This is a genomic window from Deinococcus sp. LM3 (genome assembly GCF_002017875.1).
Lineage (GTDB): Bacteria > Deinococcota > Deinococci > Deinococcales > Deinococcaceae > Deinococcus.
Genome location: NZ_MUFV01000001.1, coordinates 894,184 through 914,968 on the forward strand (window position 1 = coordinate 894,184; position 20,785 = coordinate 914,968).

The 20,785-nt window shown below is 69.8% G+C and carries 17 protein-coding genes; 9 read left to right on the top strand and 8 right to left on the bottom strand.

Annotated elements, in window-relative coordinates:
* Positions 1 to 22 precede the first annotated feature (22 nt).
* Complete coding sequence (locus BXU09_RS04120; RefSeq protein WP_078300750.1) at positions 23 to 799, bottom strand: type III pantothenate kinase; 777 nt, start codon at positions 797 to 799, stop codon at positions 23 to 25.
* Between the two features lie 192 nt (positions 800 to 991).
* Between BXU09_RS04120 and BXU09_RS04125 the strand changes: the two genes are divergently transcribed.
* Entirely contained in the window at positions 992 to 2,911 is a 1,920-nt protein-coding gene (locus BXU09_RS04125) for an acetate--CoA ligase (protein ID WP_078300752.1), read from the top strand.
* Positions 2,912 to 2,982: 71 nt separating this feature from the next.
* Here the strand turns inward: BXU09_RS04125 and BXU09_RS04130 are convergent, their stop codons facing one another.
* The 4 genes from BXU09_RS04130 to BXU09_RS04145 all read right to left on the bottom strand — a co-directional run bounded on the left by BXU09_RS04130 (position 2,983) and on the right by BXU09_RS04145 (position 6,818).
* Positions 2,983 to 3,690 (bottom strand): hypothetical protein, encoded by a 708-nt coding sequence (locus tag BXU09_RS04130; RefSeq protein WP_078304728.1) that lies wholly within the window; start codon positions 3,688 to 3,690, stop codon positions 2,983 to 2,985.
* A gap of 92 nt (positions 3,691 to 3,782) precedes the next feature.
* Positions 3,783 to 5,663, bottom strand: coding sequence for a hypothetical protein (locus BXU09_RS20105; protein WP_144011967.1), 1,881 nt, complete (start codon positions 5,661 to 5,663; stop codon positions 3,783 to 3,785).
* Positions 5,660 to 6,094, bottom strand: a complete 435-nt coding sequence (locus tag BXU09_RS04140) for a biopolymer transporter ExbD (protein ID WP_078300755.1) — start codon at positions 6,092 to 6,094, stop codon at positions 5,660 to 5,662. Before BXU09_RS04140 ends, BXU09_RS20105 begins: the two co-directional genes overlap by 4 nt.
* A 37-nt stretch (positions 6,095 to 6,131) precedes the next feature.
* Entirely contained in the window at positions 6,132 to 6,818 is a 687-nt protein-coding gene (locus BXU09_RS04145) for a MotA/TolQ/ExbB proton channel family protein (RefSeq protein WP_078300756.1), read from the bottom strand.
* A 340-nt stretch (positions 6,819 to 7,158) separates the two neighbouring features.
* On the opposite strand from BXU09_RS04145, the gene sufC reads away from it, so the two are divergent.
* From sufC to sufD, 4 genes are all read left to right on the top strand, one after another.
* Complete coding sequence (gene sufC / locus BXU09_RS04150; protein WP_078300758.1) at positions 7,159 to 7,914, top strand: Fe-S cluster assembly ATPase SufC; 756 nt, start codon at positions 7,159 to 7,161, stop codon at positions 7,912 to 7,914.
* A 67-nt stretch (positions 7,915 to 7,981) separates the two neighbouring features.
* Positions 7,982 to 8,695 (top strand): hypothetical protein, encoded by a 714-nt coding sequence (locus tag BXU09_RS04155; protein WP_078300759.1) that lies wholly within the window; start codon positions 7,982 to 7,984, stop codon positions 8,693 to 8,695.
* Positions 8,696 to 8,781: 86 nt separating this feature from the next.
* The gene (gene sufB / locus BXU09_RS04160; RefSeq protein WP_078300761.1) at positions 8,782 to 10,188 is read left to right on the top strand and encodes a Fe-S cluster assembly protein SufB; all 1,407 of its coding nucleotides are present in this window, start codon (positions 8,782 to 8,784) and stop codon (positions 10,186 to 10,188) included.
* A 297-nt stretch (positions 10,189 to 10,485) separates the two neighbouring features.
* Positions 10,486 to 11,838: a Fe-S cluster assembly protein SufD gene (gene sufD / locus BXU09_RS04165; protein ID WP_078300762.1), complete on the top strand. Its 1,353-nt coding sequence runs from the start codon at positions 10,486 to 10,488 to the stop codon at positions 11,836 to 11,838.
* A gap of 71 nt (positions 11,839 to 11,909) precedes the next feature.
* Here the strand turns inward: sufD and BXU09_RS04170 are convergent, their stop codons facing one another.
* Positions 11,910 to 13,076, bottom strand: coding sequence for a tetratricopeptide repeat protein (locus tag BXU09_RS04170; RefSeq protein ID WP_078300764.1), 1,167 nt, complete (start codon positions 13,074 to 13,076; stop codon positions 11,910 to 11,912).
* A gap of 172 nt (positions 13,077 to 13,248) precedes the next feature.
* Positions 13,249 to 15,621 carry a hypothetical protein gene (locus BXU09_RS21175; protein ID WP_078300765.1) on the bottom strand — a complete coding sequence of 791 codons (2,373 nt, stop codon included), beginning with the start codon at positions 15,619 to 15,621 and terminating at the stop codon, positions 13,249 to 13,251.
* A 237-nt stretch (positions 15,622 to 15,858) separates the two neighbouring features.
* Between BXU09_RS21175 and BXU09_RS04180 the strand changes: the two genes are divergently transcribed.
* Both BXU09_RS04180 and BXU09_RS04185 read left to right on the top strand, forming a co-directional pair.
* A complete protein-coding gene (locus tag BXU09_RS04180) occupies positions 15,859 to 16,920 on the top strand; it encodes an aminopeptidase (RefSeq protein ID WP_078300767.1) in 1,062 nt (353 codons plus the stop codon).
* Between the two features lie 360 nt (positions 16,921 to 17,280).
* Positions 17,281 to 18,135 (top strand): hypothetical protein, encoded by an 855-nt coding sequence (locus BXU09_RS04185; RefSeq protein WP_078300768.1) that lies wholly within the window; start codon positions 17,281 to 17,283, stop codon positions 18,133 to 18,135.
* Between the two features lie 406 nt (positions 18,136 to 18,541).
* On the opposite strand, the gene BXU09_RS04190 is transcribed toward BXU09_RS04185, so the two are convergent.
* Positions 18,542 to 19,219 carry a 50S ribosomal protein L25/general stress protein Ctc gene (locus BXU09_RS04190; RefSeq protein WP_078300770.1) on the bottom strand — a complete coding sequence of 226 codons (678 nt, stop codon included), beginning with the start codon at positions 19,217 to 19,219 and terminating at the stop codon, positions 18,542 to 18,544.
* A gap of 239 nt (positions 19,220 to 19,458) precedes the next feature.
* Between BXU09_RS04190 and efp the strand changes: the two genes are divergently transcribed.
* Together efp and accB are read left to right on the top strand one after the other, a co-directional pair.
* Positions 19,459 to 20,016, top strand: coding sequence for an elongation factor P (gene efp, locus BXU09_RS04195; protein ID WP_055362101.1), 558 nt, complete (start codon positions 19,459 to 19,461; stop codon positions 20,014 to 20,016).
* A gap of 181 nt (positions 20,017 to 20,197) precedes the next feature.
* Entirely contained in the window at positions 20,198 to 20,734 is a 537-nt protein-coding gene (gene accB, locus BXU09_RS04200; protein WP_078300771.1) for an acetyl-CoA carboxylase biotin carboxyl carrier protein, read from the top strand.
* Positions 20,735 to 20,785: the final 51 nt, after the last annotated feature.

Below are 20,785 nucleotides of genomic sequence, written 5' to 3' on the forward strand. Positions count from 1 at the left end.
CGTCCTGCTCAGCGGCTCCTGCTCAGCGGCTGGCCCAGAGTTCCACGAGGCCGCGCAGGGTCAGGGTCTCGTCGTAGTGGTCGATCTCGCGGCAGATGCCCTCGATGGTGCGCGAGAACCCCCCGGTGGCGATGGCGACTGCCGGGCCCGGCAACTCGGCGCGGATGCGGCGCAGCAGGCCGTCCACCATCTCGGCGTACCCGAACACCAGACCCGACTGCAGGGCGTGGGTGGTGTTCTTCCCGATGGCCGTGCCCGGCGCCTGCAACGTGATGCGCGGCAGTTTCGCGGCGCGGCTGAACAGCGCGTCGGCGCTGACCTGCGCGCCCGTGGCGAGCACGCCGCCCAGGAAGCGGCGGCCCCGGCCGATCACGTCGAAGTTCGTACTCGTCCCGAAGTCCACGACCACGGCGTACTCGTGGGTGTTCAGGTACTTCTCGGCGCCGAACAGGTTGCACAGGCGGTCGGCGCCCACGGCGTCCGGCACGTCGAGTTCCACGTGGACGTCCGGCAGGTTCGTGGCGCTGACCTCGAAGGCCTCCACGGCAAAGTGACGGCGCAGCGCCAGCACGTAATTCTGCCCCAGCGGCGGCGCGACGCTGCTCAGGACGGCGGCGCGCGGCATGGGCGCGCCGGTCAGGGCCAGCAGGCTGTGCAGGCGCATGGCGAGGTCGTCCGGCAGATGCTCGCGGTTCGTGCGGATCCGCCAGGTGTGCGTCAGGTCCAGGCGTTCGTCTGCGAGTCCGATGACGGTGCTGGTGTTGCCGATATCCACGGCCAGAAGGGGAAAGGCGGGCACGCCCCGCAGTGTAGAGCAGCCGACGTGTGGGGCAACCGGGATACCGGACGGTCGGGAACGACGCGGCGTGGTGGTCCACACCACCCTGGCGTTCCTGTGCGGGGAACAGGGAGGCGGCGCTCATGCGGCGGCGTTACCCTGAAGGTCCACACAACCCGACATCCTTTCCTCTCTCCCGCTGGAGGTTGTTTCATGGACGCTGCCCTGCTGTCTGTTCCGCTCGTGTCGCCCACCGCCGCCCTGAGCGCCTGTCCGCCCGTCCCGCCCGCCGAGGCCGAGCGCCTGCGCCACCTGGACCCGCAACCCTACTGGCTGCATATCGCGCAGGAACTGACCTGGGACAAGCCGCCCACCACGGCCCTGGAGGGCACGCTGGGGGACTTCCGGTACTTTCCGGGCGCGACCGGGAACGTCAGCGTGAACTGCCTGGACCGCCACCCGCCGCAGCGCGTCGCCCTGCGCTACGAGCGTGAGGACGGCCTGCAGGAAACCTGGACGTACGGCCAGCTGACGGACGGGGCGGCCCGTTTCGCCGCCGCCCTGCAGGACCTGGGCGTGGAGCGCGGGGACCGCGTGGCCGTCTACCTGGGGAACGTGCCCGAGGCGTTCATCGCCATTCACGCCTGCTACCGCATCGGGGCGATCTACTCGGTGATCTTCGCGGGATTCAGTGCCGCCGCCGTGCGCGACCGGCTGGAGGACGCCCGCCCGAAGGTGGTGGTCTGCACGGACGCCACGCTGCGGCGCGGGCGGGTCGTGCCGCTGAAGGCCACGCTGGACGAGGCGCTGACCGGCCTGCCGCCCGCACAGGTGATCGTGGCCCGCCGCGTGAACGCGGGTCACCCGCTGCGAGCCGGCGAACTGGACTTCCAGGCGCTGCTGGACGCCACCACCCGCCGCGCCGACCCGGTCATGCTGGAGGCGAACGAGCCGGGGTTCATCATCTACACGAGCGGCACGACCAGCAAACCCAAGGGCCTCGTGCACGCCGGGCTGGGCTTCCTGACCGGCGCGTACGCGAACGTGAAGTGGACCCTGAACCTGCGCGAGCAGGACACGTACTGGTGTACCGCCGACGTGGGCTGGCTGACCTTCCCGATCTTCGCGCTGGTGGGCGGACTGGCACACGGGGCCACGCACGTCGTGTACGAGGGCAGCATCGACACGCCCACCCCCGCCCGGCCGTACGAACTGATCGCCGCCCACGGCGTCACGAAGGTCTTCACGGCCCCCACCGCCCTGCGGATGCTGCGCCGCGCCGGGGACGACGCCCTGCGCGGGCACGACCTGAGCCGACTGCAACTGATCGGACTGGTCGGGGAGCCGCTGGACCCGGAAACGTGGCACTGGGCGCACGACACGCTGGGCGGCGGGAACGTGTTCATCAACAACACGTACGGGCAGACCGAGACCGGCACCGCCTGGGCGGGCAGCATGGCGGGCCTGACCCCCACCCGCCCCGGCGCGTGCGGCCATCCGCTGCCCGGCTACCGCGCCCGCATCGCGCGGGACGACGGCGATGAGGCCGCGCCGGGCGAACTGGGCGCCCTGACCCTGACCGAGCCGTTCCCGTGCCTGGCGCGGACCGTGTGGGGCGACCACGACCGCTACCGCGCCACGTACCTGAGCGACCATCCGGGCGCTTACGCCGCCAGTGACGCCGCGCTGCTGGACCACGACGGGCAACTGTGGGTGACGGGCCGCCTGGACGACGTGATGAACGTCGCCGGGCACCGCATCGGCACCATGGAGATGGAGGCGGCGCTGATCACGCACCCGGCGGTGTCCGAGGCGGCCGTGGTCGCCATGCCCGACGACGTGAAGGGCGCCGTACCCGTGGCGTTCGTGGTGCCGCGCGGCGACGCGCAGGGCAGCCCGGAGCTGCGCCGCGAACTGGCCGAGGCGGTCGTGAGGGGCGTGGGCGCCATCGCGCGGCCCGCCCGCGTGATCGTCACGCCCACCGTGCCCCGCACCCGCAGCGGCAAGATCATGCGCCGCGTCCTGCGTGACCTGCTGATCACCGGGCAGGCGGGCGGCGACCTGAGCAGCCTGGAAAACCCGGACGCCATCGACACCGTGCGCGGGCTGCTGGCTGTGGACCGTGGGGACTAGCAGGGAATAGAGAGTGGGGAGGGGTCAGCCGCCCAGGCCACCGACCCACTCCCCGCTTCCTACAGCCCTCTTCAGCTGAACTTGCCGAGGTTCACGGGAATGGAGTACGCGCAGTTCGTGTCCGCCTCGGTGCGCAGCAGGAGGCTCACGGTGTCGCTGGCACCCAGCCCAGCCTTCAGGGGCTCGAAGTAGTACACCAGAGTACCGCTCCAGGTGGCGCCCTCCTGCTTGAAGTCGTTCACGTAGGTGCTTTTCACGGGGGCGACGAGTTTGCCGTCCGCACCTTTCAGGCGCACGAGGTACGCGGCGCGGGCCTTCTCGCTGGGGAGGCCCTGCACAGTGATGTCGATGCGCAGCTGGCCGTCCGGGAGGCGCTTGGCCGCGAACTCCTCGCCCAGGGCGTCTTTTACGCTGAGGTTCCTGAAGTTGTCGCGGGCGTCCTGCGCCTGGAAGAACAGCTGATCGGCCTGTCCGCTGACGGTCAGCGCGACGGGGCGACTGCCCTTCGCGTAGTCCTGCGGGGCGGCCAGCCAGTCGGCGACGCAGGCAGGGCCGCCGTCGAAGGCGGTGACGGCGCCCTCCCCGGCCTCGAACTGGCCGTCCCTGACCTTCAGGCTGGTGATCAGGTACGTGGGCACCGGGTCGCGGCGGCCGTACGCGCCGTCGATGACGTTCCGGGCGGTGGTGTCTTCCAGTTTGGGAACCCAGGCGTGGGCGGGCGCGGCCAGCAGCGCGGCGAGGCTCAGGGTCAGGGTCAGGCGGATGGGGGTGCGGATCATGAGGACCTCCGGGAGGGTGTGGAACAGGGGATGCGTACCGGGCATGAGGGCAGGTGAACGTGACGCGCCTCTGACCGGGTCGGTGGGAACGGTCAGGATTTGAGGTACACGACGCGGCAGGCCTGCCCGGCCGACCGGAACTGCGCGGCGGCGCTGGCCGGGAGCGTCACGTCCGTGAACACCTTCGAGTTGGGCGCGAAGCGGTTGGGTTGAATGCGGCTGGCCTTCACACGGGTGACGTTCTTGAAGGCCGACAGTTCGGCCTCGCTGGTCACGTAGGTGTGCAGGTTACCTTCCTGCACGAGGCTGCTGCTGACGCCCTTGATGAGCGCGGCGTCCGGCCACAGCTGCGTGCCGCCCTCGGCGTACACGACGCTGGTCATGTCCCGCTGGAAGTTTCCCAGGCCGCGCACATCCACCGCGACCGTGCAGTTCAGGGGCCGCGTTTCGCTGGCCGCGCCGCCGCCACGCGCGACCGTTCCGGCTGCCGGGGCGGGCGCGTCGGCCGCGCCGGTTCCGCCGGGACCGCTGCGGGAAGCTGCGGCGGGGGCCGGGCCGTCCGCGCCGGGCGGGCTGTCGCTGCCCGTGCCGGACGCCCCCCGGCTGCCCTGCGCCGGGGCGGGGGCCGATCCGCCACCTGCCGGTCCGTCATCTGCTGCGCCGACCGGCGTGCGTGGAGCCGCGCTGGCCGCCGGAGCGCCGTCCCCGGCCGCCGGAGCCGGGTTCGGTGTCGGGGTGCGCGCCGCCGCACCTTCTGCCGGGGCAGCCCCAGCAGAAGGTGCGGGCGTGACCGCTGGCCGCGCGGCCGGGGTTGCCGGAGCCGCCCCGTCGGCTGGCGTGGCCGGGCGCGGGGTCGCTCCAGCCGCAGCGGCGGGGCCAGCGGGAGCCGGAGTGACTGCCGGCCGCGCGGACGCCTGCGGCTCACGGCCGGCCGCGTTGCCCGCGTCGGTGGGACCGCTGGCCTGCGCGCGGCTGGGCGGCACCGGGGCAGGCGCCGCGGCTGGCGAGGCTTCCGGCAGGGCGGCGCGGGCTGCACTCTCGGCGGGCGTGCCGGTCGGCGCGGGGCGGGACTGCGGGCGGGCCGGGATGGCCGTGACGGTCTGCGGGTCCGGCGAGGCCGTGGGGCGGCCCGCAGCGGCGCGCGGCGCTGCGTCGGCGGGGGCCGGGCTGGCGGGCGCGGCGTCCTCGCGGCGCGGCAGGGTCGCCAGCGACCCGGCGGGGGCCGGGGCGTCCTGCGGCCGGGGACGGGCCGGGACCGCCTCGACCGGAGCGGCCGCCTCCGCCCGTGGGGACGCGGCTGGCACCGGGTCGGGGGTCAGCGGAGCGGTTCTCGCGGGTTCCGGCGCGTCCGGAACGGGCGTGATCTCGGCAGGCGTGACGCGGGCCGGCGCGACGGGAGCCGGTTCGATGGGCGTGGGTGCAGCGGGCACGGGTTCGACTGGAGCTGGGACCGCCCCGGCTGGTGCTGGAGTGGCTGGGGCTGAAGTGGTGGCAGGAGCCGCGGCCGGTGCCGGTGCGTCCTGGGCCGGTACGGGTTGGGCCGACCCGGCAGGCGACGCGGCCGGGGCGGCCTCTAGCGGCGCATCCGGCGCGGCTGACGTGGGTTCAGCCGGCGTCGGTTCGGTGGGGGTCGCCTCCGGCGTCTGGGTTGCTGGCTTCGGGTCTGCTGGCGTTGGGTCTGCCCTCGTCTGGGCTGCGGGAGCCTGCACCTCGGGCAGCGGGGTGGCTGCCGGGGACGTGCGGGCGGGGGCCGGGGTCGGCGTCAGCGGGGCCAGCGTCACGACTTCCATGGGCGCGCCGGTCAGGTCGGGCGGGGCGGCGGGCGGCAGCGGTTGCGGGCGCAGCAGCAGCAGGCCGGTCAGCAGGGCCGCGTGGACGGCTACGGCCACCACGCCCGCCCGGACCCGTTCGCGCCGTTCAGGCGAGGGCAGACCGGGGCCGCCGCTGGGGCCGGGGCGCGGCGCGGTGGTCACGGCGCGCTCTCCCCCGCCGCGCCGTCCGGCTGGGTGCCGAGCGCCAGGCGGGAGCCGCCGGCCTTCTTGATCTCGTCCATGACGCGCACGACCGTGCCGTAGTTCCCGCGTTCGTCGGCGCGCAGGCCCACCAGCCCGCCCGAGGCCTTCGCCAAGGGTTCCAGCCGGCCGCGCAGGCGGGTCAGGGTGGTTTCCTGGCCGTTCAGGAACACCTTCCCGGCGCGGGTGACGCTCACGATGGGCAGGTCCGGGGTTTCCTGCACGGTGCTGCTGGCGCGCGGCAGGTCCAGCGGCAGGGCGTTCTGCCGGGCGCCCAGGTTGCTGGTCAGGAAGAAGAAGATCAGCAGCAGCAGCACGATGTCCACCATGGGCGCGAAGTCGAAGGTCACGTCGTCTCCGTCCTCGCGGAAGCGGCGGCGGGCGGCGCTCACGCGGCCCTCGCAGTGACGGACCTCATCGGGCCGGGCCTCACCGCGCCGCGCCGAAGTTCAGCGCGACTTCCGGCAGGGGCGCGGCGGCGACGGCGGGGCGGGCGGCGGGCGCGGGGCGGGTCAGCCAGCCGGGCAGATCCTCGCGCACCTGCTCGGCCTGCAGGGCCAGCCGGTCGGCTTTCAGGCGCAGGGCGTTGCGGCACACGTACGCGATGATCGCCACGACCAGCCCGGCCGCCGTATTGACCAGCGCCTCGCTGATCCCGGTGCCCAGTTGCGCGGGCGTGGGGTTGGTCGTCTGACTGAACACCAGGAACGACCGCACCATGCCGATCACGGTGCCCAGCAGGCCCAGCAGCGGCCCGACCTGCGCGGCGGTGCCCAGCGCTCCCAGTCCGGCGTACAGGCGGGCGTCCTCGGCCAGCAGCGCGGACTGCATGGCGGCCTGCGCGGCGTCTGCGCCACGGTCGGCGCGGGCCAGTCCGGCCCGCAGGACCTGCGCGGCCGGGCTGGGGTGCGCGGCGCGGTCCACCTCGGCCAGCGCGGCGGCCGGGCCGCTCTCGGCGGTGACGGCGCGGGCGCGTTCGATCAGGGTGCGGGCGTCGGCGCCCATGCGGGACAGAGCCTGGGCGCGCGCGGCACTCAGGTACACGACGTACACGGACAGGGCCAGCAGGACCCACAACAGGGGTCCGGCGGCGCGGAAGAGGTCAATGACGTTCATGTCCCCCACGGGTAGCACGCACGCGCGTGGCAAGCGTGAAAGGGGCGTGCGCGGCACTCATGAGGATGGGAGGCGGGGGCGCGGTTCGCGGGCGGCCGTGAGGGTGTTCTACTTTCACCGATCAGGCACTGGTCGGGTACCGGCCGGGCGGGGGTTCATCCCCTGCCCCCTCATGACACACCACGGGCCACTTTCCCCGGCGCCGCGCCCCGCCTCTCGCGCACCGCGCCCCCGCAGAATCCGCAGTGAATCACTCGACTTTGAGGGGCGATGCGGGTAAAATGGACCCGTAAGTAGGAATCATTCCTAACAAAACCCCCTGATTCCCGAAGGAGCCCGCATGACCCACCAGCTCGAAATCCGCAACCTGCACGCCACCGTCGGCGACACCGAAATCCTCAAGGGCATCAACCTGATCGTCCCCCGCGGCGAACTGCACGCCATCATGGGACCGAACGGCAACGGCAAGAGCACCCTCGCCAAGGTCATCGTCGGCGACCCCGAATACACCGTCACGCAGGGCGAAGTCCTCGTGGACGGCCAGAACATCCTCGAGATGGAACCCGACGAACGCGCCCGCCTCGGCGTCTTCCTGGCCTTCCAGTACCCCGTCGAGATTCCCGGCGTTACCATCGCCAACTTCCTGCGCCTCGCCATGCAGGCCCGCAAGGCCGAAGGCGAAGAAGTATCTTTCACCGAGTTCTACGGCAAGCTCCAGAGCGCCCTCAAGACCCTGGAATGGGACGAGAGCATCGTCGAACGCTACCTGAACGCCGGCTTCTCCGGCGGCGAGAAGAAACGCAACGAGATCCTCCAGATGCTGATGCTGGAACCCAACTACATCATCATGGACGAAACCGACAGCGGCCTCGACGTCGACGCCCTGAAGATCGTGTCCAAGGGCGTGAACTCCATGCGTGGCGAGAATCTCGGCGGCCTGATCATCACCCACTACCAGCGCCTGCTGGACTACATCGTCCCCGACAAGGTCCACATCATCCTCGACGGCAAGGTCGTGCAGACCGGCGGCCCCGAACTCGCCAAGAAGATGGACACCGAAGGCTACGACTGGGTCAAGGAACTCGCCACGGCGTAACGCCGCTCCCGTTCTCCGTAGCCGTCTACATCCTTTTACTCTTACGCCTTCCCCGACTGGAGTTCACATGCGCCGACTGACCTTCTTCTTCCTGCCACTGGCCGCCACTGTTTCCGGTGCTGCGGCTGCCACGACCCCGGTTGTCAACGTCTCCATGCAGAACTGGACCGGGAAGCCCGCCCAGGTCGCCATGGATGTGGACGGCCTAGAACGCCCGTTCGCCGTGCAGATCAACGCTCAGGGCAAGGCCACCTTCAGCCTGCCTACCCCGAAAAAAGGCGAGGGCGGCGCGTACCTGACGATGGGGTACCCCGACGATACCTCCACGCTCGGAAGCTTGACCCAGGAATGCAAGGTCGCCGGGGGCACCTATCAGATCAGCACGCCGAAACTGCTCATCTTCAAAGGATCACTGGAAGGGTGGGCGAAAATCGGGAAAGGGTACGAATATCTGAGCAGTACGGTCGCCAGCAATCCTCTGCCCAGCGGGGAGCGAGCATTCAACACGGGCTTCTTCCTTATCTACACGGAAAAAGCTGCCAGCGTGAAAGGGAAGGCGACATGCAAGGCCGATTTCGACAGCGTTGCACTGAACGTTTCCCTCAAACCCGGTTGGAATCTGGTTCGCCGTGACGTCTTCAACGCCCCGAAGTTCGGAATGCGTGTGGAATACGCGACCGCGCCGTTCACCACCAGCATTCAACTGCCTTACGCAGCCATGCCGCAGTCCCTGGCTGACGCTCAGGATCACTACAAACCCCTGCTGAAAACCTTCAAATAAGGCCTTTACGCGCACCAGCATGAAAAGACCGCACCTCTGATTCATCCTTTCGTGATTGAAGACCGGGCAGTTTCCAAGGAGTCATCATGACCATTAATCCCGAAGTCAACGAGATCAACAAAGAGTACGAGTACGGCTGGAGCAACCCCGAACGCTACGCCGTGAAGGCCCCCAAGGGCCTGCGCCGCGACGTGGTCGAGATGATCAGCAAAGCCAAGGACGAACCCCAGTGGATGCTGGACTTCCGCCTGAAGGCGCTGGACATCTTCTACTCCAAGCCCATGCCCACCTGGGGCGCGGACCTGAGTGGCCTGGACCTCGACGAGATCTACTACTACATCAAACCCGAGGGTGCGAACGCCCGCTCGTGGGATGACGTGCCGGACGACGTGAAGCAGACCTTCGAGCGTCTGGGCATTCCCGAAGCCGAGCGCGCCGCGCTGGCCGGTGTGGGCGCCCAGTACGAGAGCGAGATGGTGTACCACAACCTGAAAGAGGAGTGGGAGAAGCTGGGCGTGGTGTTCCTGAGCATCGAGGACGGCCTGAAGGAGTACCCGGAGCTGTTCCGTGAGCACTTCGCCACCATCGTGCCGCCCGAGGACAACAAGTTCGCGGCCATCAACTCCGCCGTGTGGTCGGGCGGCTCGTTCGTGTACGTGCCCAAGGGCGTCAAGGTGGACATCCCCCTCCAGACGTACTTCCGCATCAACGCCGAGAGCAGCGGCCAGTTCGAGCGCACCCTGATCATCATCGACGAGGGCGCGCAGGCCCACTACATCGAGGGCTGCACCGCCCCCGCTTACAGCAGCGACTCCTTCCACTCCGGCGTGATCGAGATCGTCGTGAAGGAAGGCGCCCGCTTCCGGTACAGCACCATCCAGAACTGGAGCCACAACGTCTATAACCTCGTCACCCAGCGTGCCGCCGTGTACGGCAACGGCGTCATGGAGTGGGTGGACGGCAACCTGGGCAGCAAGGTCACCATGAAGTACCCCGCCTGCTACCTCCTCGAAGAAGGCGCGCGCGGCGAGGTGCTGAGCATCGCCATGGCCGGTCGCGGCCAGCACCAGGATGCCGGCGCGAAGATCGTGCACTTCGCCCCGAACACCAGCGGCACCATCGTGTCCAAGAGCATCAGCAAGGACAGCGGCCGCAGCTCCTACCGTGGCCTCGTCAAGATCTACGAGGGTGCCAAAGGCAGCCAGACGAACGTGGAATGCGACGCCCTGCTCCTCGACGACGAGGCCCGCACCGACACCTACCCCTACATCGAGATCGAAGAGAAGGACGCCCGCGTCGGCCACGAAGCGACCGTCTCCAAGATCAACGACGACCAGATCCTGTACCTCCAGAGCCGCGGCCTGTCAGAAGACGAGGCAGCTGGCCTGATCGTGCGCGGCTTCATCGAACCCATCGCGAAGGAACTCCCGCTGGAGTACGCCGTGGAACTGAACCGCCTGATCGAACTGGAAATGGAAGGTTCGGTCGGTTGATTGCTGTTCGCCTGCCTGACTGGCCAGCACGCGCCAGTCCGGCAGGCGGGTGGATTTCATCACCGATGCCGCAGGGCGACCCCTCCGCCCCTCCGGGGCACCTCCCCTCAAGGGGAGGCTTGGTGTGCCCCTGGCTCCCCTCGAGGGGAGCTGGCCGCGTAGCGGACTGAGGGGTTACGCCAGGCAGGGAAGACCGGACGTGGCATTTCTGATCGGCCGCGAGGGATTTCACTGTGTGACGGGGCAGGCGTGTCACCCGTGACTGCCCGCAACAACAACGCAAATCAAGGAGGTTTCATGACCAAATTCAATGATCAACTGGCGCAGGTGCAGGGGCCGGAGTGGCTGACTGCGAAGCGTAAGGAAAGCCTGGAGCTGTTCACGACGCTGGACGTGCCGCAGGAGAGCGTGGAGGCGTGGAAGTACACGCGCGTGGACGTGGATTTCGACGCGCTGCGCCCGCACGGGAAGCGTGACGTGGTGACGGACGTGTCGGCGCTGCCGCAGAGCGTGCAGGACCGCCTGACCGGGACGGACGTGGGTGCGTTCCTGGTGCTGGACGGGCCGGACGTGGTGTACCGTACGGAACTTCCGGCGGAGCTGACGGCGAAGGGCGTGATTTTCACGGACCTGAAGACGGCCGTGGAGCAGCACGCAGATAAAGTGCAGCAGTACCTGTACTCCGTGGTGCCGGCGGAGGTGCCGGACGATACGACGATTGCCGCGCCGGGCACGACGCCCAGCAAGAGCCCGGACCCCAGTGAGGGTAAGTTCAGTGCGCTGGCGGCGGCCCTGTGGACGAACGGTGCGTTCGTGTACGTGCCGCGCGGCGTGGAGGTCGAACTGCCCCTGGGTTCCTTCCGCGTGATGAGTGACGCCGGGACGTACACCGCGACCCGCACGCTGGTCGTGGCCGAGGAGAACGCGCAGGTGACGTTCATCGACGAGCAGGACAGCGAGGCGCTGCCCGGCACGTACGCGATCGGCGCGGTGGAACTGGTCGTGAAGGACGCCGCGCGCGTCCGGTACGTCAGCATCCAGAACTGGGGCGAGGGTGTCACGCACATCCAGCGGCAGCGTGGGGACGTGGGCCGCGACGCGACCCTGAACTCACTGGTCGTCACGATGGGCGGCACCCTGAGCCGCACCGAGATGCAGTCCTACCTGCGTGGGCAGGGGTCGAACAGCGAGATGCTGGCCCTGTACTTCGCGAACAAGGATCAGCACTTCGATCACTACACCCTGCAACACCACGCCGCGCCGAACGCGTACAGCGACCTGCTGTACAAGGGCGTGAACAACGACGCCTCCGTCGGCGTGTTCAGCGGCATGATCAAGGTGGACCTGGGCGCGCAGAAGACCGACGCGTACCAGAAGCACCGCACCCTGATGCTGAGCAGCGACGCGCGGAACTTCAGCGTGCCGCAGCTGGAAATCAACGCGAACGACGTGCGGTGCAGCCACGGCAGCACCACCAGCCCGGTGGATCAGGAGGCGCTGTTCTTCCTGCGTTCGCGCGGCATTGCCCGCGAGGTGGCCGAGAAGATGCTGGTCACCGCGTTCCTAGAGGACGTGCTGGGCCGCGTGCCGCTGAAGAGCGTCGTGAAGTACATCGAGGGCATCATTGCCAAGAAGGTCGGCGCGGCCTAAGCGTCCCGTCTGCGGTGGCGGTCAGTTCCTGTGGGAGCTGACCGCTCTGCTTTGCCCGGTGCGCCTGCCCGTCACCACTTGCTGCCGCCGGAGTTGTCACGGCTGGAGCGACTGCGGCCGCTACTCCAGCTGCTGCGTTCACCGCTGCGCAGGCTGGACGGACCCTGGTGACCGGGGCGGGCCCTGACGGCCAGGGCGTTGGCTTCCTGCGCCTCGCGCGCCTGCTGCTCGGCCATGTAGGCAGCGAAGGTTTCCTCGGTCTGCACGGCGGCGTGCAGGTGGTCGTAGCGGACCTGAATCATGGCGGCGGTGGCGAGGTCGTCCAGGCCTTCCTGCCGCCACTGCTTCAGCTGACTGTTCAGGTAGGTCAGGCGGGCCAGGAAGGGCTGCGCCTCCGGTCCGGTCTGCTGCCGGGCCTGCCGGAGCAACTCATCCAGCTGTGCCTGTAAAGCGGTCGTGCGTTCGGTGACTTCCGTGACGCGCCGCTCGCGCCGGACGCGTTCCGCCTGAAGGTACCGCCTGAGTGCGCGGAATCCGACGGCCGCTCCCCAGGCGAGAAGGACGCCCACCGCCACCCACGCGTACCGCCACGGCGATGGGGCCAGCGCCGGGCCGTCCAGAACAGGGGGCTGGTTCTGCTGCAGGGCCCGTTCCAGTGAGGCCAGCGACTCCGGATCCGCGAATCCCAGCTCGGGTGACAGGGCGCGTGCCCGGGCCAGCGCGGCGCGTGAGGCGTCCCACTGCCGGGCGAGGGCCTCGGTCATGGCCAGCAGGTAGTACGCCTTGGGGTCGTCCCCCTCGGCCAGCAGCACGTCGGCCAGCAGGCCCCGCGCGGCGGTCGGGTCGCGCCGCATGACCTGCTCTATACGGCCGGGCGTCTCGAAGGGCACGCCGAGTTCCTGCTCGTTCCACTGCGGTAGCGCCTGGGCGCGGCTCAGGGCGGCGCGGGCCTCCGGGAGTCTCCCCTGCCGCGCCTGAATGCGGGCCAGCAGCAGCAGGGACCGCGCGGATTCCGGGTGGGCAGCCGAGGCGGCGCGGGCGGCGGTTTCCGCGTCGGTCAGGCGGCCCGCGTTCATCAGGACGATCACCTCGTCCGGCGTGAGCAGCTTCGCGGCCACCTGAACGCTCCGGTCCACCTGCGCGGCCTGTGGCGGTGACACCAGGGTCGCCCCGGCGCCGGGCAGCACGAGGGCACCCGCGAGCAGGAGAGTCAGGGTGAGCCGGGGCAGGTGCTTCACGCTCCGTACTGTACGGCCCGCCGCGCCCGGAAGGCGCCTACGCCGATGCCGGGTTTCGGCGCCGGGTTGCCAGCGCCACTTCCGGAATCCGCCTCTGCTGCCACTTTACGGCGCTGCTGTACGGGTCGGCCCGGGTCGAGCGGCTCTGCAACCCATCCAGCCGGCGTTCGGATCAGTGCAGGCGCAGGTTGGGGGGCGTCGGGTCGCTGTCCATTTCATCGCCCAGTTCGAGGGTCAGGTCGTCCACCGTGCCCGGCTGCCGGGTGGCCTGCACTGTCGCCAGCTCGTCCATCAGGGTGCCCAGCCGGACGAGGTGCGCCAGGGTCAGGTTCGGCGCGCCGACGTGGCTGTCCCACATCCGTGCGTGCAGGTCGCCGAACATGTTGCCGTTCTCGATCAGGATGTCCGGTGATTCCAGGCGGTAGGGCAGGTGGAAGCGTTCGTTCAGGCTCCTTTCCTTCTCATGCAGCCATTTGCGGGCTGCGCCGAAGGCGCGTGAGAGCAGCATGTCGGGCGGGCCGGTCAGGATGACGGGGCGGGAGGAGAGGTAAGCGCCGCTGCTGTGCGCGACGATCCTGACGCTGCCTTCTCGCTCGGCGGGGCTCAGGTCGTCGCGCGGTCCGGCCGGGAACTGGATCTGCACGCCGTCCAGCTCGGTTTTCAGGGAGGTGACGGTCGTCCGTCTACGTTCGGCTCGTTCCGCGACGGCGTTCAGGAGCGCGGTCACGGCGTGCAGGGGGGTGCGGGCCGGTGCCGTGCCGGTGGCGGTGAAGCGTGTCAGGGAGGGGGCTTTTTTGGTCCGTGCGCCCAGTCCGGCCGCCCGCAGGCGCGCCCAGTCCTGCGGGTCGAATTCCGCCTCGGTGCTCATGGTGAGGCTCTCCAGGCCGCCCGTGACGAGCAGGGCCAGGTCGGTGTTGAAACTGTTGTTCGTGTGCTGCACGTACGCCGGCCAGTCGGGGTAGAGCGCCAGCCCGTACTCCTGGCCCAGTTCGCCCATGACCAGGGCGTACAGTTGCGCGGGTGTGCCGTCCGGCGCGGTCCAGCTGGCCCGCAGCAGCCGGTCCGGTGGGAACGTCTGCCAGGGTGCGGCCGCCATGAAGCGCGTCCCGGCCTGCTGGAAGGCCCGTACGGTGGCGTCGTCGGCGTCTGTCAGGAAGGCGCGTGGGGCGTAGGCGGCCTGCTGGTCCATCAGTCCGGTCGAGATCTGCGCGGTCATCTCTCCGAACATTCCGTCGATTTCCGGCATGGCCTGCTGGTTCACCTGGATGTCCAGGTCGGTCAGGATGTCTGCCAGGACCGGGGCGAGCGCCGCGTCGGGCGTGAGGATCCGGCGGGGCCGGACGGGCACGCCGGCGCTGGTGCCGTCCAGCATGGCGTCCAGTACCACGTCCAGCACGTCGTCCGGGGTGGCGTCGGGAATGAGTTCGGTGGTCAGGATCTGCCCGGTGACGGCGTTCAGGATCAGCGTGACGCTGGGTATTCCCTCGTCGGGTGGCAGCAGGCTCGGCAGCTCGCGGCTGGTCACGATCCACACGAGGTTCGGGTCCAGCGGCAGTGCGCGCAGGGCGTCGAGGTCGAAGTCCCCGTCGTCAGCGTCGAAGAACGCGGCAGCGAGCGGCGAGTCGATCCGGATGATCGCGTCGCCCGTGTCCGGTTCTACGGTCACGGGGGGGCCGTCCCGGTCCGGTCGTCCCCGGGTGGGCGTCCCGGTTTCCGACGCCCGCGCCTTCTTGGGGGTGGTCTTCGGGGCGCTGGTCTTCTCGGCTGAAGCCTTCTGGGCCGGGCTTTTCTGGGCCGGGCCTTTCTGGGCCGGGCCTTTCTGTGCTGCGGGAGCCTTCCCGGCCTGTTCGGGTGCCTCGGCGGGCGGCCAGTCGTCGTCGTTGCCGCCCTCGTAGGCGCACACGCCCATGCGGGGTGAGTTCACGACCGGCAGCTGCTCGTCCCGTGTCTGTTCGCCGTGCCGGTCGCAGTACAGCGTGGGCTGGCCGGTCAGGTCGTCGTACTCCCAGCTGTGCGCCCACCGGGCCGGGGCGCCGCACTCCTGGCAGCCCAGCTCGGGCGGCAGGTTGCGGGCCAGCAGGCGCACGGTGTCCCTGGCAGTGGTGGTGACGGGTTCGCGCGCCTGCACGGTCAGTTTCAGGTTCGTGCTGCTGCCGAAGTCGTAGGTGTAGTCGAAGCGGTCTCCGGCGCCCAGGCCCAGCTCCTCCAGGGTCGGTTGTTTGCGTTTCCGGCGCGGGCGGAACGGGTCGAAGTCGTCGTGGTCCTCCTGCGGCCCGATGGAGAACTCGCTGAGGTGCCCGCAGCATTCCAGCCAGATGCCGCGCAGGAAGCCGTCCAGGTCGTCCAGCGTGGCGCTGACAGGCACCTCGACGTCCAGCCAGTACCGGGAGTTGGCCGTGATCCGCAGGCGGTACCCGTCGCGCGCCTTCACGCGGGGCAGGGGCCGCTGGGGGCAGGTGTTCTGGTGGCGGGTCATGGCGGCCTTGGTGCCGGTAAAGCCGCAGGCCCGGCACATCCCGCGCGACTGAGGACGGCGTGCTGTCATGCTCCCAGTGTAGCCGCCTGTGCATCCCGCGTATCGGCCGGGAGGCGGCGCATACTGGGATCATGAGGGTCTGGTGCGCGTGATACGGATTCCGTTTGTTTCGCTGACAATCCGGAACTTCACCGGATGGCCAGCTCCACGTCCGGAACCCGTTTCTCTCCTACTCTGCGGGGCAGCTCTACGAGTCGCATCCGCTCGGATTGAACGGTCTTTGCAGCCCATTCAATCGGAGTTTGTATGAGGCGGGCGGCGTGGGCGGCGGGTCTGCTGCTGGCGGGGGTGGCCCTGAGCGGGTGCGCGGACGTGCGGTACCTGACGCAGGCGGCGGGCGGGCAGCTGGACCTGCTGCGGCGGGCGCGGCCGGTCGAGGCGGCCCTGGCGGACCCGGCCACGCCCACGGAGGTGCGGCGCAAGTTGCGGCTGGCGTCGGAGGTGCGGGCCTTCGCGGTGGCCCCCGAGGCGGCGGGTGGGCTGGGCCTGCCGGATCACGGGTCTTTCCTGAAGTTCGTGGATGTGGGCCGGCCGTTCGTGGTGTGGAACGTCTTTTCCGCGCCGGAGTTCAGCGTGACGCTGGACACGTCGTGTTTCCCGGTGGCGGGCTGCGTGGGGTACCGGGGGTACTTCAGCGAGGCGGCCGCGCGGGCGTACGCGCAGGAGCGGCGCGCGGCGGGCCGGGACGTGAGCGTGGGCGGCGTGAGTGCGTACTCCACGCTGGGGTACCTGAACGACCCGGTGCTGTCCACCATGCTGGCGTACCCGGACGCGACCCTGATCCGCACGGTGATTCACGAACTGGCGCACCCGGCCCTGTACGTGCCGGGCGACACGGTGTTCAACGAGTCGTACGCCACGGCGGTCGAGGAGGAGGGAATGCGGCGCTGGCTGGCCGCGCACGGCACGCCGGAGCTGCGCGAGCAGGACCGGTTGGCGCAGGAGCGGCAGTCGGGCTTCGAGGCGCTGCTGCTCGGCGCCCGCGCGCAGCTGGAGGCGCTGTACGCCCGTCCGGACCTGACCGGGCAGCGGCGGCGGGAGGGAAAGGCGGCGGTCCTGGCGGACCTGAACGCCCGGTACGCCACGCTGAGGGCCGCGTGGGGCGAGTACGCGGGGTACGACGCCTACTTCGCGCGCGGCGTGAACAACGCCTCGCTGGGCGCGGTGGCGGCGTACGCGGCGATGGTGCCGGACTTCCAGGCGTTGCTGGCGCGGGTGGACGGGCACCTCCCGGCATTCACCGAGAGCGCGCGGGTGTGCGCGCAGAGGCCACAGACGGAACGGGCGGCGTGCCTGCGCGGTTCCTGATCGGTTCATGAGCACCGGTGGGCTCCGGCGCGCCGTTTGTGCGTTCCCGCGCGGGTGCGGGTGTGAGGGCGCGCCCCCATCCGCTGGCCGGGCCGGGTGTGTTAACGCACGCCGGGTACTGCGCCGGGGCCACGCCCTCTGCGGGCCGGCAGGTGAGGGTGACCTGACGGCCGGCTGAGGCGCGTGAGGGGTTTCGCCGCTGGCCCTGAGCGCAGGCGGGGGACGCGCTTGAGCGTTCACGCAGGGAAAGCGCAGGTCCGCCGCGCATGGTGAAGGGCAGGAACGGCCGGCATCCGGCTGGCCCGTTCACTTTCCGCACTGACCCGCTCATGGCGGGCACTGCCTATCAAGAGGTGCCTCATGCGTTCCACTGAAACCACCCGCTTCGTTCCTGCACGCTCCCGCTCCCTGCTGGGCCTGCTCACCCTGGGCCTGCTGGCCGGTGCGCCCGCCTTCGCCCAGACGACCCCGCCCGGCGCAGCTCCGGCAGAGACGACCCCGATCACGGTCCCGGCCACCGAGCCGGTTCCGAACCTGGGTCTGCCCGCCACGGGCACGGAGCAGGCGACGCCTCCCCTGCCGACGGACACGGCTCCCACAGATGCGGCTCCCACAGACGCGGCCCCCACTGAGACCGTGCCGACCGAGACAGCCCCAGTCGAGACCGCTCCGGCACCCGACGACGTGGCCCCCACCGCCAGCAGCCTGCCCGCACCGGGCAGCGTGAAAGTCCCCGTCCTGGAAGGCGAGGAAGTCCTGAAAACCGTGCCGACCGTGCTGGGCGAGGCGCTCGTGTACGCCGGCAGCACCGGGGACGCGATGGCCCGCACGCTGGCGGCCCTGCAGGCCGACGGGTACACCACCGTTGACGGCAGCGACGCCTCTGCCGGGAGTGAGGCGACGGGCGACGCTGTCCTGCTGTCCCGTGACGGACAGGCATTCGAACTGAGCGGCCGGGAGTCGTTCGGCGTGACCGTCGTGGCCCTGTCTCGCCTGCCGGCCACCGCAGCGACCGACACGGCACCGACCGAGACCGCGCCGGACACGGCCCCCGCCGACACCGAGACGGCGCCCACGCAACCGGACGCTCCGGCAGAGCCTGACACGGACGCGCCCCCGGCCACCACTGAGCCGGCCACCACTGATCCGGCTGTCACTGATCCGGCCAGCACTGAACCGGCCGTACCCGCCCCGGTCACGCCCGGCCAGCCCTGAAGTCCAATTGAGCGACCAGCCGCCCCTCACGGGGCGGTTTTTTTGGCCCTGGCACGCGCTGGGACACTGGGATACCGGGACAGACGGGCCGCCCATGCTGGACGGCAGCGGGCGGCCACCTCAAGGCAGAGGGCAGAGGTCCGGAGGGCGTCCCTCCATGGCCTCTGTGCATCCAGCGGGCTCGCAGAGCGGCGAGGCAGGGCCCGTAGCAGAGGCGCGGGTTCCGGGCGTGACATGGGCCACCCGGCGCCCTGTCCGGGTTGTTGCTGAAACAGGCGGAATCCATGGCACGCCCTGCCCGCGTGGGCGCATTCCGGCAGGCAGGGCGACGGGCAGCGGCAGCGGCGCCCTACGGAAGGCCGCCCTCTTCCCGGTGTGGGAGGGGGGCGGCGCTGTGGTGCGGGGTTCAGGCTTCGGTGGTGTCGTCGCCCTTGACTTCTTCGAGGCTGGTTTCGCCTTCCAGAACGGCGGCGGCGGCTTCCTCGCTGATCTCGCCGCTGGCGACCATGCCGGCGACCTGGGCGGCCTGGGTTTCGGCGGCCGCTTCGCCGTCGCTGAGGCGGGGGGGCAGCACGCTGATGACGACCTGGTCGGCGTCACCGGCGAGCTTCACGCCTTCCGGGAGTTTGATCTGGCCGGCGGTGACGTGGTCGCCGATGGCGAGCTTGGTCACGTCGACGACGAGTTCCTGGGGGATGCGGCGGGGGCCGGGGGCGATCACGGCGAGGTTGTGCACGACGATGTCGAGCAGGCCGCCCATGACGACGCCCTGGCTCTTGCCGGTGGTGTGCACGGGCACGTTCACTTCGACGGGTTCACCGTAGGTGACCATGTAGAAGTCGACGTGGATGGGGGTGCGCTTGCGCTTGTCCATCTGCACGGTCTTGACCAGCGCGGGGAAGGTCTGGCCGCCCTCGACGGTGATGTCGAACAGGCCGGTGGTGCTCTGGGTGCGGAAGGCGCGGTCGAAGGCCTTGCGGTCGATGGCGAAGGAGACGTTGTTCTCCTTGTTGTAGGCGACGGCGGGGATCATGCCTTCGGCCAGTTTCTCCTGGCTCTTGCGGGGTTTGGCGTTCAGTTCCATGTGCTCTCTCCTTGGCGTTCTTCGCCGCCTCGCTCTCGCCGCGCGCCGGGACCCGGCGGGGTCGGTCCGGGGGCGGGGGCGGACGTGCAACCGTGACAGCATAGCAAACGCGCCCGCCCCGGTGGAAGGGTCGTGGGGGGGTCTGCTAGACTCCTATGCGTTGCCGCGCGGCTCCCCGCGTTCCCCTGCCCGGCGGGGGGGTGCGGAGGCGGCCCCGGTGGGAAAAAAAGGAGAATGACATGATCAGCGTTACTGAACTGCGCAACGGCACGAAAGTGGAGATGGACGGCGGCCTGTGGGAATGCCTGGATTACTCGCACCTGAAGATGGGTCGCGGCGGCGCGAAGGTCGTCACGAAGTTCCGCAACATGGAGTCCGGCGCGATCGTGGACCGCACCTTCAACAGCGGCGAGAAACTGCAGGACATCTACGTGGAAGGCAAGACCATGCAGTACCTGTACAAGGACGGCGAGGACTTCATGTTCATGGACATGGACACCTTCGAGCAGGTGACGCTGCCGCCCTCGCTGGTCGGTGACGCCGCGAAGTTCATGAAGGAGAACACCGAGATTGAGGTCGCCATGTACGGCGAGAAGGCCCTGAGCATCACCCTGCCCAACCAGGTGATCCTGAAGATCGTGGAGACCGATCCCGGTCTGCGCGGCGACACGGCCTCCGGCGGCACCAAGCCCGCCAAGCTGGAAACCGGCGCCGTGGTGCAGGTTCCGCTGTTCGTGGAGCAGGACACGATGGTCAAGGTCGACACCCGGACCGGCGCCTACCTCAGCCGCGCCTGAAACGGTGAGTGCAGGGCCGCCTTCCCAGCCGATGGTGCGGGGGGCGGCCCTCGCCTTTTACATTAGACTCGGTTCAGCCAAACGAGCGTTAGGCACGCGGTGACACCCCCTCTCGTCCCGTACGGGGCATGATTGGGGGCAGCGTCCACCGCAGAACACAGCAGACCTTCAAGGAGGGGCCATGAACCCGAATGACCTGAAACAGATTCTCGATGCCCTCACGTACGCCGACGTGCGCGAATTCAGCCTGCGTACCGGCAGCTTCGACCTGAGCCTCAAGCGCGGCCCGCAGGCCTTCGCGGCTCCCGCACCGCAGCCCGCCCCCGGCCCCGCCCCACTCGCGGCCCCCACGCCCGCGGGCGCCCCCGCGTTCGCGCCCATGCCCGCACCCAGCGCGCCCGCCCAGCCGGAAGCCAGCGCCCCCGCCGCGCCCGCGCAGGCCGCACCTGCCCCCGAGGCTCCCGCCGAGAAACCCGCCAGCAAGGGCACGCCCGTCAAGGCGCCCATCGTCGGCACCTTCTACGCGTCCAGCAGCCCCGACGCGCCCCCCTACGTGAAAGTCGGGGATACCGTGGCCGCCGGGCAGGTGCTGTGCATCATCGAGGCGATGAAACTCATGAACGAGATCGAAGCCGAGCAGGGCGGCACCATTCGCGAGATTCTCGTGAAGAACGCCGAACCCGTCGAGTACGGCCAGACGCTGTTCATCATCGAATAATTGCGGTGAACCGGAGGCTAACCCGAGCGGAGCGAGCAGCAACAGGTTCTG